Origin of the sequence: Fibrobacter sp. UWH9, from assembly GCF_900129715.1 — a bacterium.
GTDB lineage: Bacteria > Fibrobacterota > Fibrobacteria > Fibrobacterales > Fibrobacteraceae > Fibrobacter.
Genome location: NZ_FQWP01000001.1, coordinates 146,937 through 160,824, shown reverse-complemented (window position 1 = coordinate 160,824; position 13,888 = coordinate 146,937). Strand labels below are relative to the sequence as shown.

The 13,888-nt window shown below is 52.6% G+C and carries 10 protein-coding genes; 8 read left to right on the top strand and 2 right to left on the bottom strand.

Features of this window, described 5'->3' with window-relative positions:
* Position 1: 1 nt before the first annotated feature.
* On the bottom strand, positions 2-724 hold the full coding sequence (locus tag BUB94_RS00665) for an FISUMP domain-containing protein (RefSeq protein ID WP_073233420.1): 723 nt from the start codon (positions 722-724) through the stop codon (positions 2-4).
* A gap of 348 nt (positions 725-1,072) precedes the next feature.
* Between BUB94_RS00665 and nadA the strand changes: the two genes are divergently transcribed.
* From nadA to BUB94_RS00625, 8 genes are all read left to right on the top strand, one after another.
* Positions 1,073-2,089: a quinolinate synthase NadA gene (gene nadA, locus BUB94_RS00660; protein ID WP_073233418.1), complete on the top strand. Its 1,017-nt coding sequence runs from the start codon at positions 1,073-1,075 to the stop codon at positions 2,087-2,089.
* Positions 2,090-2,213: 124 nt separating this feature from the next.
* Positions 2,214-2,891, top strand: a complete 678-nt coding sequence (locus BUB94_RS00655) for a hypothetical protein (RefSeq protein ID WP_073233416.1) — start codon at positions 2,214-2,216, stop codon at positions 2,889-2,891.
* 74 nt (positions 2,892-2,965) lie between these two features.
* The gene (locus tag BUB94_RS00650) at positions 2,966-4,186 is read left to right on the top strand and encodes a DUF6588 family protein (RefSeq protein WP_073233414.1); all 1,221 of its coding nucleotides are present in this window, start codon (positions 2,966-2,968) and stop codon (positions 4,184-4,186) included.
* Positions 4,187-4,210: 24 nt separating this feature from the next.
* On the top strand, positions 4,211-5,764 hold the full coding sequence (locus BUB94_RS00645; RefSeq protein ID WP_073233412.1) for a carbon starvation CstA family protein: 1,554 nt from the start codon (positions 4,211-4,213) through the stop codon (positions 5,762-5,764).
* 110 nt (positions 5,765-5,874) lie between these two features.
* Positions 5,875-8,037 (top strand): SF1B family DNA helicase RecD2, encoded by a 2,163-nt coding sequence (locus tag BUB94_RS00640; RefSeq protein ID WP_073233410.1) that lies wholly within the window; start codon positions 5,875-5,877, stop codon positions 8,035-8,037.
* Between the two features lie 106 nt (positions 8,038-8,143).
* Positions 8,144-9,280: a glycosyltransferase gene (locus tag BUB94_RS00635; protein ID WP_073155383.1), complete on the top strand. Its 1,137-nt coding sequence runs from the start codon at positions 8,144-8,146 to the stop codon at positions 9,278-9,280.
* Between the two features lie 3 nt (positions 9,281-9,283).
* On the top strand, positions 9,284-11,857 hold the full coding sequence (locus tag BUB94_RS00630; RefSeq protein ID WP_073155380.1) for a DNA topoisomerase III: 2,574 nt from the start codon (positions 9,284-9,286) through the stop codon (positions 11,855-11,857).
* 58 nt (positions 11,858-11,915) lie between these two features.
* Complete coding sequence (locus tag BUB94_RS00625; RefSeq protein WP_175549665.1) at positions 11,916-13,304, top strand: glycoside hydrolase family 3 N-terminal domain-containing protein; 1,389 nt, start codon at positions 11,916-11,918, stop codon at positions 13,302-13,304.
* A gap of 22 nt (positions 13,305-13,326) precedes the next feature.
* Here the strand turns inward: BUB94_RS00625 and BUB94_RS00620 are convergent, their stop codons facing one another.
* Positions 13,327-13,887: a 3'-5' exonuclease gene (locus BUB94_RS00620; protein ID WP_073233406.1), complete on the bottom strand. Its 561-nt coding sequence runs from the start codon at positions 13,885-13,887 to the stop codon at positions 13,327-13,329.
* Position 13,888 lies beyond the last annotated feature (1 nt).

Here is a 13,888-nt window from a genome sequence, read left to right as displayed (position 1 = left end):
CCTAGCAGTCTTTCACGCAGCGGATAGCAAAGGCGTCGGTCTTGTAGGTATAATCGGCACCGATCTTTCCGCCACGAAATGAAATGCTGCGATATCTAGCATATTCATTTCCCATGCTGGTGGAAGTCCAGTAATAGGCAGACTTGTTCAAGTCATAAAAGTAACCCATGCTATAGCGGCCGCCAGAAGGTATGGAAGCAAAACCAACGCTATCCTTGCCCACCACGGAGCCGTAGCATTCTTCCCAGTACTCGGAAGACTTTAGCATGGTTCCCGGCAGACCGTCCTGCAAGCTTCTGCAAAATTCGCACAGTTCATGCCATTCCTCTTCAGAAGGGATGTGCCAACCTTCGGGTGCGATTCCGCGGAACCTGCCCGACGTAATCAGCGATTCCCCTTCAGCGCCCAATTCGTCTTCGTTATAGCGGGGGCTTAAATTCATGGCGGCGGCCCAGGTATAAAGTCTACCGAACTTGCCCACATTTTTTTCCACCTCGCCGTAGGCGTAACTTCCCACATCGTCGTCGGCGGCACCGCCCTTACTCACATAACGAAGGTTTTCCGCCATCCAGATTTGGTTTCCGATTTTTACCGTACTGTAGATTTCACCGTCACGTTCGTCAACTAAGGAACCATAATCGAATTTCACGCCGTTTTTCATCAAGTATGCGGCATGCTCTTCGTCTTTTACAGTTTTCGTAAATTCAGTACGGTCAAAAAACATAATTTACACCCTATTCTTTACACTATTTGAAATCTTTTCATTTCTTTTCCAATTAGACGTCCCCTATACGCAAAACCCATGCCAAGGGAGGAGAAAGACTAGAGTGAAGAGGAATTATGAGACACAAAAGAAGTATGCTGAGCGGACTGTCATTCTGAACTCGTTTCAGAATCCCATGAATGCATGAGACCCTGAGCGCCCACAGGGCGACGCAAGGCGCCATCGGCGCGATTATGATAATTCGTATCTCGTATCTGATATCTCATATCCTATATCTGGTATCCAATGTCTCGCGGTTCTGGGGTGGGGACGCTGATGGGGTCCGTCTAATTTTTTTATATTTAGGCCATGACCGCAGAAGAACTTTACAACCGTCTTAAGAGTATCCAGCCTGGCGCTGTCCTTTGCACCTATTCCATGGAAAAAGTGGAACAGATGCTTCCCATCATCAACGAAATCAACGAACTGAAGAAGGAACGTGACGCCGTCATTCTCGCCCACAGTTACGTTGCCCCGGAAATCATCCTGGGTGTTGCCGACTACGACGGCGACAGTTTCAAGCTGAGCCAGGACGCCACCAAGGTGGAAGCAAAGACCATCGTCTTCTCCGCAGTCCGTTTCATGGGTGAAACCGCAAAGATTCTGAACCCCACCAAGGACGTCTTGATTCCCGGACCCCTTACCGGCTGTAGCCTGGCCGACTCCATTACCGGAGCCGAAGTCCGCGCCCTCCGCGAAAAGTATCCGGACCACACCTTCGTCTGCTACATCAACACCACCGCCGACGTAAAGGCAAACTGCGACGTTTGCGTTACCAGCTCCAACGTGATGAAGATCGTGAGCAGTCTCGAAAACGACAAGATTGTGTTCGTACCCGATGGACTCATGGGCCAGAACCTGATCGAAGAAATGAAGAAGCGCAACATCAAGAAGGAAATCGTTCTCCATAGCGGTTGCTGCTACGTGCACGAAACCTACGATTCCGAACTGATCAACTTCTTCCGCAGCCAGAATCCGGGCCTGAAGGTGGTAAGCCACCCCGAATGCCATCCGGGCGTCGCCCTCCTCAGCGATTACGTGGGCAGCACCGGCCAGATGGTCACCTACATCAAGGACCAGCCCGAAGGCACCCCGTTCCTGCTCCTTACCGAATGCGGTCTCAATGCCCGTATGCAGTACGAATTCCCCAACAAGCGCTTTATTGGCAGCTGCAGCATGTGCAAGTACATGAAGAGCAACTCCCTGGAAAACATCCTGGAAACTCTGCGCCATCCGGAAGCAGCCCAGCATGTGGAACTGGACGAAGCCACCCGCGTCGCCGCAAAGAAGTGCATCGACGCCATGTTCTACTACGCAGCGAAATAGTTGGAAGTTGGAAGTAGACAGTAGACAGTAGACTGTAGACTGTTTACTGGGGTAGAGTTATGCGAGGTGCCAAACTTTAACTCATTGCTCACCTCTCACAGCCCATCGCTTTTTGAGGAAATTGATGAAGAAGTTTCTTTTTGTTCTGATTGCCGTGGTCGGTATGCTGTTTTCTCAGGCAGCTGCCGACGAGGGATACTGGCCCAAGTCCTACTTTGCAGAAGTAGGTTTCGGCATTATTGCATCTAAGGGCGACTTTAACGAAAGGTCGACTGCAATCACAGATACCGCAGGCAAAAAAGGTCTCATTCACCAGCCCGCCCTGGATTTTCTGGCAACACCCGACCTTACCATCGGTGCCAACATCGCCCAGTTCACCCTAGCCCTGAATTTCCAGTATTGGACATCCAACCAGACCTTAGCCGGTTTTTCCGATGAATCCTACACGGCAGATTCCCGCATTTGGCGTCTCGGCTTTGAATTTACATACAACTTATTCTGGCCCGACTATTTCCAGATCGGCCTCGGCGGCGGTTACTCCTACACAAGCATCAACACTAAAAATTCTGTCTACTTCCAGGATGGAGGCATCCAGAGTTCTGAACTGATGGGTTCTGCAGTAGGCTTTATCGCCAACCTCCATTACTACTTTACAGACCAGCTTTCCATGGTTCCGGCAATCAAGGTTTACGAAAACTGGTTCAAGAACGCATACAGCGGAAGAACCGACAATTGCGATCTGGATCCGTACCTGTGGCAGACCTTCGTGCTGGCCTCTGTCAGTCTGCAGTATACCTTCTAGACAATACATCAACCTCGGACTTTTACATTTAGAGGCCGCGCAAAAAAGGTCGTCAATTTCTATCTTTGGCGACCATGAAAACAATCTCTAGAATCGCTTTCGCTTTCAGCTGCCTCGCAGCAACCGCCAACACATTTGCCATGGACGCCAAGGGCTGGGCATCCACCTACGAATCCATGGCCGCCTTCGAAGACAAGGGCGTACTCAACGAGTATTACAACAACCGCCCCGGCTATGTAAAGCCCATTATCGACAATCTGGGCAATGTGCTGAACAGCAACTGGTATGTAAGCGCAAACGTTCCCCAGAGTCTGACATTTGAAGTGGGCATGCCCTTCTCCATCGTCCCTATCGGAGATGATGACAGAAAATTCTCCGAAACCTTTGACATCTACGGAACTCCCATGGCCTTCGATGTCCCCACCATTTTCGGCGAACACGGCAATCCCCAGGAAAACACCGGCCTAGTTTACGGTAACGAGACCTTGAACGGTCTGGGAGTTTTCACTTACCCCTATCTGCAAGTTGCAGGCAGTTTCTACCACGCACGCGTTGTCCTGCGCGGTATGTTCCTGCCCAGCATCAGCAACCTGACCAAGTTCAATCTTTTCGGTTTCGGTCTGCAGTATAGTTTCGGTCACCTGTTCCAGTATATGTTGCCTCCCGCAGCCCAGGGCCTTGACGTAAGCTTTGTCTTCGGCTACAGCACCAGCGGCATCGGCTACCGCCCCGACGAATACAAGGGCTCTCTCGATCTGGATGTTTCCGCCACCACGTTTGACGTTGTCATTGGCAATAAGCCCATCAACTTTATCGAAGTGATGATGACCTTGGGTTACCAGAGCGCCACCATGAAGTCTTCTGGCCACATGTACCAGGTTGCCGGAACAGATCCCTTCACCGGCGCTGAAATCGAAACCAACGTTATTAACCCCAACATTTCTGTAGACGGCAATAACGGTTTCAAGTTCGGCCTGGCCGTGGCCTTCCAGTTCGGTAGTTCCTTCCACCCGGTTCTCGGATTCGATTACGCCGGCAAGTCCAGCTACACCACCAACGTACTTTACTTCCGTCAGCAGTTGGGTCACGACAAGACCCCCGACGAAATCGCAAAGGAAAAGGGTTACGTTCGCGGCGCCGTGAACGAAAAGGAAGAATCCAAGGTTGAATCAGTCCAGGAAGAAGCTCAGGATTCCTACAATGAAATGAATGACTCTGCAGAACAGATCTCCAACGAAGAACCTGTCGCAGATAATTCCAACGACGATTTCGACTCCCCGTCTTACGACGATTAATCAAATAAAACAAAAAGGCACAAGATGATTACTTTCCTAATTGGCGTTGCTATCCTTATTGGCGGCTACTTCACTTACGGCAAGTTCGTAGAACACGTGTTCGGCCCCGACGACCGCAAGACTCCCGCCACCGAAAATCCCGATGGTGTGGACCGTCTGGTTCTCCCCCACTGGAAGAATATGCTGATCCAGCTTTTGAACATTGCCGGTATCGGTCCTGTGATTGGCGTGATTCTGGGCATCAAGTTCGGCGCCATCGTCTTCATCTTGCTGCCTCTGGGAAACGTGCTGGGCGGAGCCGTACACGATTACTTTAGCGGTATGGTCAGCATGCGCAACAACGGTTACAACGTGCCGGCCCTTTCCCGCAAGTTCATGGGCAAGGGTCCTTCCAAGGTGGTAATGACCTTGATTTCCGTAGCCCTGATTTTGGTGGGCGCCGTATTCACCAACACCCCCGCCCAGCTGATCAACACCCCCATCCTCGTCGGTAACGCCGTATCCCCCACCCTGTTCTGGATTGCGGTGGCCTGCATTTTCGTTTACTACTTCCTCAGCACATTCTTCCCCATCGACAAGATTATCGGACGTATCTACCCGGTGTTCGGCGGTTTGCTGATTTTAGCCTCTCTCGCCATTCTCGTGGGCATCGCCCCCAACCTGAACGTACTTGACGAAATCAACTTCAACGACTTCGGCAGCAACTTTACGCAACATCCGGCTCACCAGCCCATCTTGCCCATGCTGTTCGTAACCATCGCCTGCGGCATCATCAGCGGATTCCATAGTACCCAGAGCCCTCTGGTGGCACGTACCGAATTTACCGAAAAGACCGGCCGTCAGACATTCTACGGTATGATGATTCTGGAAGGTCTCATCGGTATGATCTGGGCTGCCGGCGGTATGTTCATCTATCACCTCCATCCGGAACTGATTACTGGCGCCAGCGGCGTCAAGGTCTTGAGCACCCTGGTTTCTACCGTGCTGCCCTTCGCCCCCATTTCTGTGCTGGTCGTGGTTGGCGTGATTATACTTGCCATTACCAGTGGCGACACAAGCCTCCGCAGCCTCCGTCTGACCATTGCAGAACTTTTGCACATTGATCAGACTTCCGCCAAAAACCGTCTGTTCTTGACCGTTCCCATGTTCGCCATCTGCCTTGCCATTATCTTCTGGAGCAATCTGGACAAGGAAGGTTTCAACATCCTGTGGAACTACTTCAGTTGGAGTAACCAGCTCATGGCCGTCTGCAGCCTCTGCGTTACCGTGGTCTACCTTCGCTGCAAGAAAAAGAATTTCTGGATTGCACTTCTGCCCTGCATGTTCATGACTTTCATTACCGCAGATTATATCCTCTGGGTCAGCCCCACCAACTTGAAGGGAGCTCCCGTAGGTTTCGGTCTGGACTATAACACCGCAAGAGTCATGGCCGTATTCGTAGCCATCGCCCTGGGCGTTTGGCTGGTCCGTCGCGGCAAGGAACTTTCCAGGAGGAACGAATTCGACCCCGACAAGTGGGACCACGAACTGGACAAGAAGAATAACTTCAATCCGCAGTTGCGCAGAAAACAAAAGTAAGCAAACCTAAGTAAAGAGCCGTGAGCTATGAGCAGCGAGCTTAAAGCGGAAAAGTTTAAGCGGAAAGAGAAACTTTAACCTTTAAACTTTAAACTTTAAACTTTTAAACTATGCAAATCCAGGGGACCATTAAATCCATCACATTCCACAGTCCGCAGAATGGCTTTACCGTTTTGCGCCTTAATGAGGCGGAATCCAAGAAGGTGGTAGTGGTCACGGGAACCCTCCCGGAACTGAACGTAGGCGAGAATATAAAGTTCGAAGGAGAATGGGGACGTCACCCCAAGTTCGGCACACAGTTCAAGTGTACATCCTTTGAACTCATCGCCATGGCCGACGACAGCGACGTGGTGGCCTACCTGGGTAGCGGACTTTGCCAGGGTATCGGTCCCAAGACCGCGCAGAACATCTATGATGTTTTTGGCGAAGAAACTTTCGACGTTTTAGACAACGATCCAGACCGTTTTCGCAGCGTAAAAATTAAAGGTCTGCCCAAGGCCAAGGTGGAACTTTTCCTGGCCCGCTGGCAAGAGGCTCGCCACAGCCGCGAAACCATGATGTTCCTGTACAGCCACGGCATCGTAGGAAGCATCGCCAAAAAACTCTGGACCCGATTCGGCCAGGGGACTGTCCCCAAGATCCGCGACAATCCCTACATGCTCTGCGAGGAAGTTTTCGGCATCGGCTTTTTAAAGGCCGACGAAATCGCCATGAAGCTGGGGCTCCCCAAGGACAGTCCCACCCGTATGCAGGAAGCCTTGCTGTACACCCTGCAGGAAGCCTCCATGGGAGACGGCCACGTATTCCTCCCTAGGGAACAGTTGCTGAGCCGCGCCATCAAAAATCTGCGAATTGACATTTACGATGAGGATTCCGTAAACCGTCTTATTGACCAGTTCGACATCCTCTGCGGCAACGAAAGAATCAGACGTATAAACGACGACTGTTTCCACCCCCTCCTATTTAACGCCGAGCAGCGAATTGCAGACAACATCAAATTCCGTTTATGCAATACCGCCTACGAAGCCATCGGCGAAGAATTCGCCAACAGGGAATTACGGGACTGGGAAAGGGCACAGAAATTTTCTTTTGACCCCATTCAGCGCGACGCCATTATCCAGGCTCTGAGCCACAGGATGTTCATCATCACGGGCGGACCCGGCACCGGTAAGACCACCATTCTAAAGGGCATCCTCCATCTGGCCAGAAAGCTGGGCGACAACATCCTGCTTGCCGCCCCCACGGGCCGTGCCGCCAAGCGCATGGGCGAATGCTGTGGCGAAAAGGCAAGCACCATCCACCGCCTTCTGGAAATGGATCCGGTTTCCAAAAAATTCTCGAAAAACGGTTTGAACCAGCTGGATTGTAACCTGCTGGTCATTGACGAATTCAGTATGGTGGATACCTGGCTTGCCGCCTCTCTGTTAGACGCAATCCCCATGAAGGCCCGCATCGTCATTGTTGGCGACGCCGACCAGTTGCCAAGTGTCGGACCTGGCAACGTATTGAACGATTTACTCAGCAGCCCCGGCTTCCCCCATATCCGTCTGCAGCACATTTTCCGTCAGGCCAGCGACAACGACATCGCCGAAAAGGCAAGCAAGATTAACCAGGGAATCACCCCCACTCCCCTTGACGGCCCCAACTTTCACTTTGTCCCCTTCGAGACTCCCGAAGAATGCAAGGCCCATCTGGAGCAGTTAATCTCCACCGGCATCAAGAGCAAACTGGACATCAATCTCACCGAGCAGATGCAGGTCCTGGTGCCTATGCGCAAGGGTCCCCTTGGTATTTTCGAGTTGAACCCCTTCCTGCAAGGTTTGCTGAACCCCAATGTTCCCCGCCACAAGATGATGGGCGTCGAATGGAGCCAGGGCGATCGCGTCATGCAGGTGAAGAACAACTACGAAAAGAACGTCTTTAACGGCGACGTCGGTACAATCTGGCGCGTGGACGCGGTCAACAAGAAGATTACCGTTTTCTACGACGACAAGACCGTAGACTACGAAGACGACGAGTTGGAAGAACTGACCCTAGCCTACGCCTGCACCATCCACAAGAGCCAGGGCAGCGAATACCCGGCAGTCATCGTGGTACTGGATTCCAGCCATTACGTTATGCTCCAGCGGAACCTGATCTACACGGCCATTACCCGTGCCAAGGGCCATGTGTGGATTCTCTCGGCACCCGGTTCCCTGCACCAGGCCATACGTACCATCCGTAACGCCCGCCGCTTTACCCGTCTTACCGAAAGGCTGGCTACAGGATTCTAATTTCGGGGTTAAACGAACCAAATTCCCTCAAAAAACGCTTTTTCGCCTACCATTTGACGTTGTAAGAATCAAAAAACTTTTTTCTTGAACTACATTTTGCGCGGAAATGCTTTTTACAGTGCTTACATACACAGTGGTTTCACTCCTGGCAGTGTTCTGCCTTTTTTACGCATGGCTCGAAGTGCGCTTTTTCCGCGCGCTGGGTTCTGTGCGTAAGGGCGACTCCGATGTGGAACCCGCTCCAAAGGTAAGCATCCTCATTGCGGCCCGAAACGAAGAAGAAGGGATCCGCGAAACTCTTGAATCGGTCATGAAGCAGGATTACCGCGGTTTTTGGGAAGTCTGGGTCGCCGATGACCGCAGCACAGACAGAACTCCCAAAATCCTGGCCGAGTACGTCGACAAATACCCCGACAGGTTCCATGTCCTGACCATCAAGGACATTCCCGAGGGAGTCAGCCCCAAGAAGCACGCCCTGAGCCTGATGATCGAGGCCTGCAACGGCGAAATCCTCTGCCTGACCGACGCCGACTGCATCGTAAAGCCCACCTGGGTCACAGGCATCGTCGCCGAATTCGAACCCGGCATTGAACTGGTAGCAGGTCACTCCTACATTCCCACGGTCAAGGGTAAGTCTAGCGTTCTAATCTGTATGCAGGCCGTAGAGACTCTTATATATAGAGTGGCAGGAACCGCTGGCTTGGCCATGCACCTGCCCCTGACCAGTACCGGTAACAACCTGGCCTACCGCAAGAGTTTTTTCAAGAGCGTCAAGGGCTTCGAAAACGTCATCAAGATCCAGAGCGGCGACGACGACCTGCTGATGCAGAAACTGGCAGCCGACCGCCCCTGGGCCATGCGCTACTGTATCAACGAAGCCACCTTCGTTACGACTAACGGCAAGGAAACCCTGAAGGAACTTTGGGAACAGCGCAAACGCTGGGCCTCCAAGACCATATATTACACACCGAAAATCGTTTTCGTACTGAGCATGGTGTTCCTGTTCCTGCTGATGGAATGCATCGGGGCGGCCCTTTCACCGTTCAGCTTTACAATTTTCCTGGCCACAGCGATAACATTCGTCGTCAAGTGCGCCGGTGACCTGATTTTAATACTCCGGGGGCTAAGAATCTTTAGGCAGGAACACTTGATCAAATGGTGTATCCCGGTGGAGTTCATCCACGCCCCCTTCACCGTTCTGGCCGTACTCTTCGGCCTCTTCGGACGCTTCAAATGGAAGTAATCTATGGCAACAGCAAAGGCAACTGATACTACTGCGGCAAAGGCTACAAAAACTGCAAAGGCAGCTAAGCCCGCCACAAAAGCAAAGAAATCTGCAGTCCCCGTCGAAGGGAAGACTCTCATTATTGCAGAAAAGCCCAGCGTCGCCCTGGACTTGGTCAAGGTCCTAGGCCAGAAAAACTTCACCAAGGGAAACGGCGTCTACGAAAGTGACACCACCATCGTCAGTCACGCCATCGGCCATTTGGTTGAAATCGCCGACCCCAAGGAAATCGACGAACGATACAAGAAGTGGGAAATGAGCACCCTCCCCATGTTGCCGGAGAAGTTCCCCCTTTCTGCCAACCCCACCACCAAGAGCCAGCTTTCCATCCTGAGCAAGCTGATCAAGCGCAAGGACGTAACCACCCTCGTAAACGCTTGCGATGCTGGCCGCGAAGGTGAATTGATATTCTTCTACATCCTGGACTACGTGCTGAAGGGCAAGTTCACAGGCAAGACCATCAAGCGCCTGTGGATGCAGAGTATGACCCCCGCCGCCATCCAGGAAGCCTTTGACAACATGCGCGACGGCGCCGACATGGAAAACCTGAAGGCCGCCGCCATCTGCCGTAGCGAAGCCGACTGGCTCATCGGTATGAACGGCAGCCGCGGACTTACCGCCTACAACAGTTCCATGGGCGGTTTCCAGATTACCCCCTGCGGCCGTGTGCAGACCCCCACCCTCGCCATCATCGTGAACCGCGAAGAAGAACGCCACCAGTTCGTCCCCAAGAAGTTCTGGACCATCGAGGCCAACTTCGACAACAGCGGCAACAACTATCAGGGCAAGTGGTTTACCCCCAACGGCGACAGCAAGCAGAAACAGATTTTTGACGAAGCCAAGGTCCAGGAAATCCTTTCCAAGTGCAAGGGCAAGACTGGTACCATCGAAGAGACCACCGCACCCAGTTTCCAGAAGTGCGGCCCCCTGTACGACCTGACTACCCTCCAGCGCGAAGCCAACAACCGTTTCGGCTTTAGCGCCAAGACAACCCTTTCAATCGCCCAGGCCCTCTATGAACGCCACAAGGCAACCACCTACCCCCGTACCGACAGCAAGCACTTGCCCGAAGACTACGTAGGTCCCGTCAAGGCTACCCTCGGCAAGATTACAGGCTCCCTGTCCACTTTCGCACAGACCGCCCTCAACAACAACTGGGTCGTAAAGACACCCAAGGTTTTCGACAACAAGAAGATCTCGGACCACTTTGCCATTATCCCCACAGGCATCATGCCCACAGACCTGAGCGAAGCGGAACAGAAAGTGTTCAACATGATCTGTCAGCGTTTTATCGCTGTCTTCTACCCGCCTGCAAAGTACCTGAACACCACCCGCGTGACCACCGTCGAAAACGAGACCTTCATTACCGAAGGCAAGATCCTGGTGGAACCCGGTTTCAAGGCCGTGTACGGCAAGGATGCAGACGACGAAGCCAACATCCCGCAGCTGAAGGGCGACAAGGCCAAGACCGTTGAAATCGAAGCCAAGGAAGACTTTACCAAGCCTCCTGCCCACTACACCGAAAGTACCCTCCTCTCCATGATGGAAAGTGCCGGTAAACTGGTGGAAGACGAAGAACTCCGCGACGCCATGAAGGAACGCGGCCTGGGCACTCCTGCCACCCGCGCAGCCATTATCGAAAAGCTAGTCACCGACAAGTACGTGGTCCGCGACGGCAAGGACATGATCGCTACGGCCAAGGCCTTCGACCTGATCAAGGTATTAAAGGCTATGGATATTGAGGCCCTCACAAGTCCAGAGCTAACTGGTGAGTGGGAATATAAGATGGAGCAGATCGAGAAGGGCAAGGAAACCCGCGAGAACTTCATGAACGGCATTGTAGAAATGACCCGCACCATGGTGAAGAACATCAAGGGCTTCAAGGAAGAAAGCACTACAGGCGAAGCAAGTTTCAGCCCGGTGAACGGCAAGAAGGTTTTCGAGACCGTCAGCCGATACACCACCGAAGATGGAATCGTCATCCGCAAGATGATCGGCGGCAAGAGACTTTCCAACGAAGAAATCGTGGAACTCCTGACCAACCACAAGATTGGTCCCCTTACCGGATTCCGCAGCAAGAAGGGCGTAGAATTTTCTGCCGTAGTTATCATCAACGACCAGAACAAAATCGAGTTCGTCTTCGATGATAACAAGGAAGGATCCGAAATTGAATTGGGCCAGCAGGTAGGCAACTCTCCGCTGGACAACTCCGCTGTGTACGAAACCATGACCGGTTACGTCAGCGATAGCTATGTAAAGAAGGAACCTAGCGGTCTGCAGCTGCCCAAGATTCTTCTCGGCAAGGAAATTCCCCTGGAACAGATCCAGAAGATGCTCTCCGGAACCGAAGTGAAGACCGAACTGATCAAGGGTTTCCGCAGCAACAAGACACACCGCACCTTTGACGCTTTCCTCTACATCGACAAGAAAGGCAAGTTAAAGTTTGACTTCCCGCCCAGAGAATTCAAGCCTCGCCGTTGGGGCGCCAAGAAGGCCTCCGCAAGCAAGAGCTCCGATGAAGATTATGTTCCGTAATGGATCGGCAAGTTCCTTACCTTAAAGGGTAACGAGCAAGTCGAGAGGTGTATGGATTTTGAAATTTAGAACAGCAGTCTTTATTGTATCAAGCGCATTCTGTGCCGTTTTCGCACAGCCGGTGCCGTCTGCCCTAGACAGTGCCGTCATGCAGGTTTCCCCGGACACGTCCCAGGATATAGTCCTGCAGGACCTTTCTGCCATGGCCGCCAAGGCCGCCGCAGATTCCGTTACCGTCAACGAGTCCGTCGCAAGTACCGGAACCGACGCAGAATCCACAGCAGGCACCACCTCCGCAGGCGCCGTCTCCGCAGAATCAGCCCCTGAATCTGCCGCAGAGCCCACTGCAACCGCAGCCACCGCAACAGAGTCCATCCAGGACACCGCAGCGGTCCCAAACCCCTACGACCTTCCCGACGCCTTGATGCCCCTATGGAATTCCATGAGCATCAAGCAAAAGGCCGCCCAGATGGTCATGGTCTATATGACCCCCGCCAGCTTCATGATCGAAAATGAATTCGGCGGTATCCTTGTAATGCGCAGTCACCTTAAGAATCTGGAAAAATTCAAGGATGTCATCAGCACCATCAACGACAGCCTCGCAATTCCTCCCGTCGTCGCCGTAGACCAGGAAGGCGGACGAGTAAACCGCATCTCCAGCATCTCGCCCCAGTGGGCAAGAACTCCCAGCGCTAAGGCCATGAGAAAAATGGAGGCGGACTCTATCCAGCAACTGGCTCAGCAAATCGGAAACGTGCTAAAGGAAGCGGGAATCAACATGAATCTGGCTCCCGTCCTGGACCCGGCAAAAGACAGCCGAGGCAAGCGTTCCTTCATGGAAGAATCGGACCGCAGCTGGGGCGAAGACACCACCAATGCCTACAAGGTCCGCGCCTTCGTAAAGGGCATGGCCCAGAGCGGCATCGTCTGCGTTTCCAAGCATTTTCCCGGTTATGATTCCTGGACAAATAGCGACCACCAGATCGCCATCAGCACCACTCCCAAAAAGTCAATCAAGAAAAACGTCGCATTTTTCAACGCCCTCGCCGCAGACATTCCCATCACCATGATGAGCAGCGTCCGCTTTGTCCGCGTGTCAAACCGCCCTGCCGTTTTCGAGCCCAAGATTATTTCGCTGGCCCGTCGCATGTCACCAGAAACAGTCATCCTCACCGACGACCTGTGGGGCGTTTCACTCCGCGCCTGGATCAGTGGGACCGAACGAGTCACCAGCAAAAACTACCCCTCTAAGGATTTCAAGAAACTTGTGCAGACAGCCCTCACTGCAGGCAACGACATGTTCATGATTACCTATCCCCAGAAAGCAGTGGAAATGGTAAAAATCCTTACGGCCATGTCCAATCAGAACGCCAAGTACAAACAGAGAATCGAAGAGTCCTGCGCCCGTATTCTTAAAATGAAATACCGCGCCGGCATTCTAAAGTAAGCGCGACGCGGTTATCAAAAAATTAGAACATCACTTCTGCTTCAGCCTTGGTAATGTTCTTCACTTCCTTCCGGATTTTTTCAGGACCAGCTTTCTGCAGGCACAGTTTCAGCAATTCCGCAGCAGCCATGGCATCTGCCAGCGCCCGGTGGTGATTAAAGTCCGGAAGATTCAAACTCATGATCAGGTTGTGCAGGCTGTAACTCCCCTGCCCCGGAAAATATCGACGGGTCAACTTTACAGTGCAAAGCCTGGGCGGATCAATCTTGATGCAACAACGACGCAATTCAGCCCGCAAAAAACGGCAGTCGAACTGAACATTGTGCGCCACGAAAATGCGGCCCTGCAAAAGTTCGGCAACTTCCTCGGCAACAGAAGCAAACTGCGGCTGCCCCTGAACCATCTCGTCGGTAATTCCGGTTAAGTTCTGCACAAAAGGCTGTATGGGCATTCCCGGATCCAGCAAGACCTGGTACGTCTTCACCACCTCGAAATCATCCAGCAGAACAATCCCGATTTCTGTAATGCGACCATTTTCCGGCGTACCGCCGGTGGTCTCCAAATCCACAACAGCAAACTTCATG

Bases quoted from the DNA above. Each gene is read 5' to 3' on its own strand.
- BUB94_RS00645 (WP_073233412.1), top strand. From the start codon at position 4,211: ATGATTACTTTCCTAATTGGCGTTGCTATCCTTATTGGCGGCTACTTC.
- BUB94_RS00665 (WP_073233420.1), bottom strand. From the start codon at position 724: ATGTTTTTTGACCGTACTGAATTTACGAAAACTGTAAAAGACGAAGAG.
- BUB94_RS00635 (WP_073155383.1), top strand. From the start codon at position 8,144: ATGCTTTTTACAGTGCTTACATACACAGTGGTTTCACTCCTGGCAGTG.
- BUB94_RS00640 (WP_073233410.1), top strand. From the start codon at position 5,875: ATGCAAATCCAGGGGACCATTAAATCCATCACATTCCACAGTCCGCAG.
- BUB94_RS00650 (WP_073233414.1), top strand. From the start codon at position 2,966: ATGAAAACAATCTCTAGAATCGCTTTCGCTTTCAGCTGCCTCGCAGCA.
- nadA (WP_073233418.1), top strand. From the start codon at position 1,073: ATGACCGCAGAAGAACTTTACAACCGTCTTAAGAGTATCCAGCCTGGC.
- BUB94_RS00620 (WP_073233406.1), bottom strand. From the start codon at position 13,887: ATGAAGTTTGCTGTTGTGGATTTGGAGACCACCGGCGGTACGCCGGAA.
- BUB94_RS00630 (WP_073155380.1), top strand. From the start codon at position 9,284: ATGGCAACAGCAAAGGCAACTGATACTACTGCGGCAAAGGCTACAAAA.
- BUB94_RS00655 (WP_073233416.1), top strand. From the start codon at position 2,214: ATGAAGAAGTTTCTTTTTGTTCTGATTGCCGTGGTCGGTATGCTGTTT.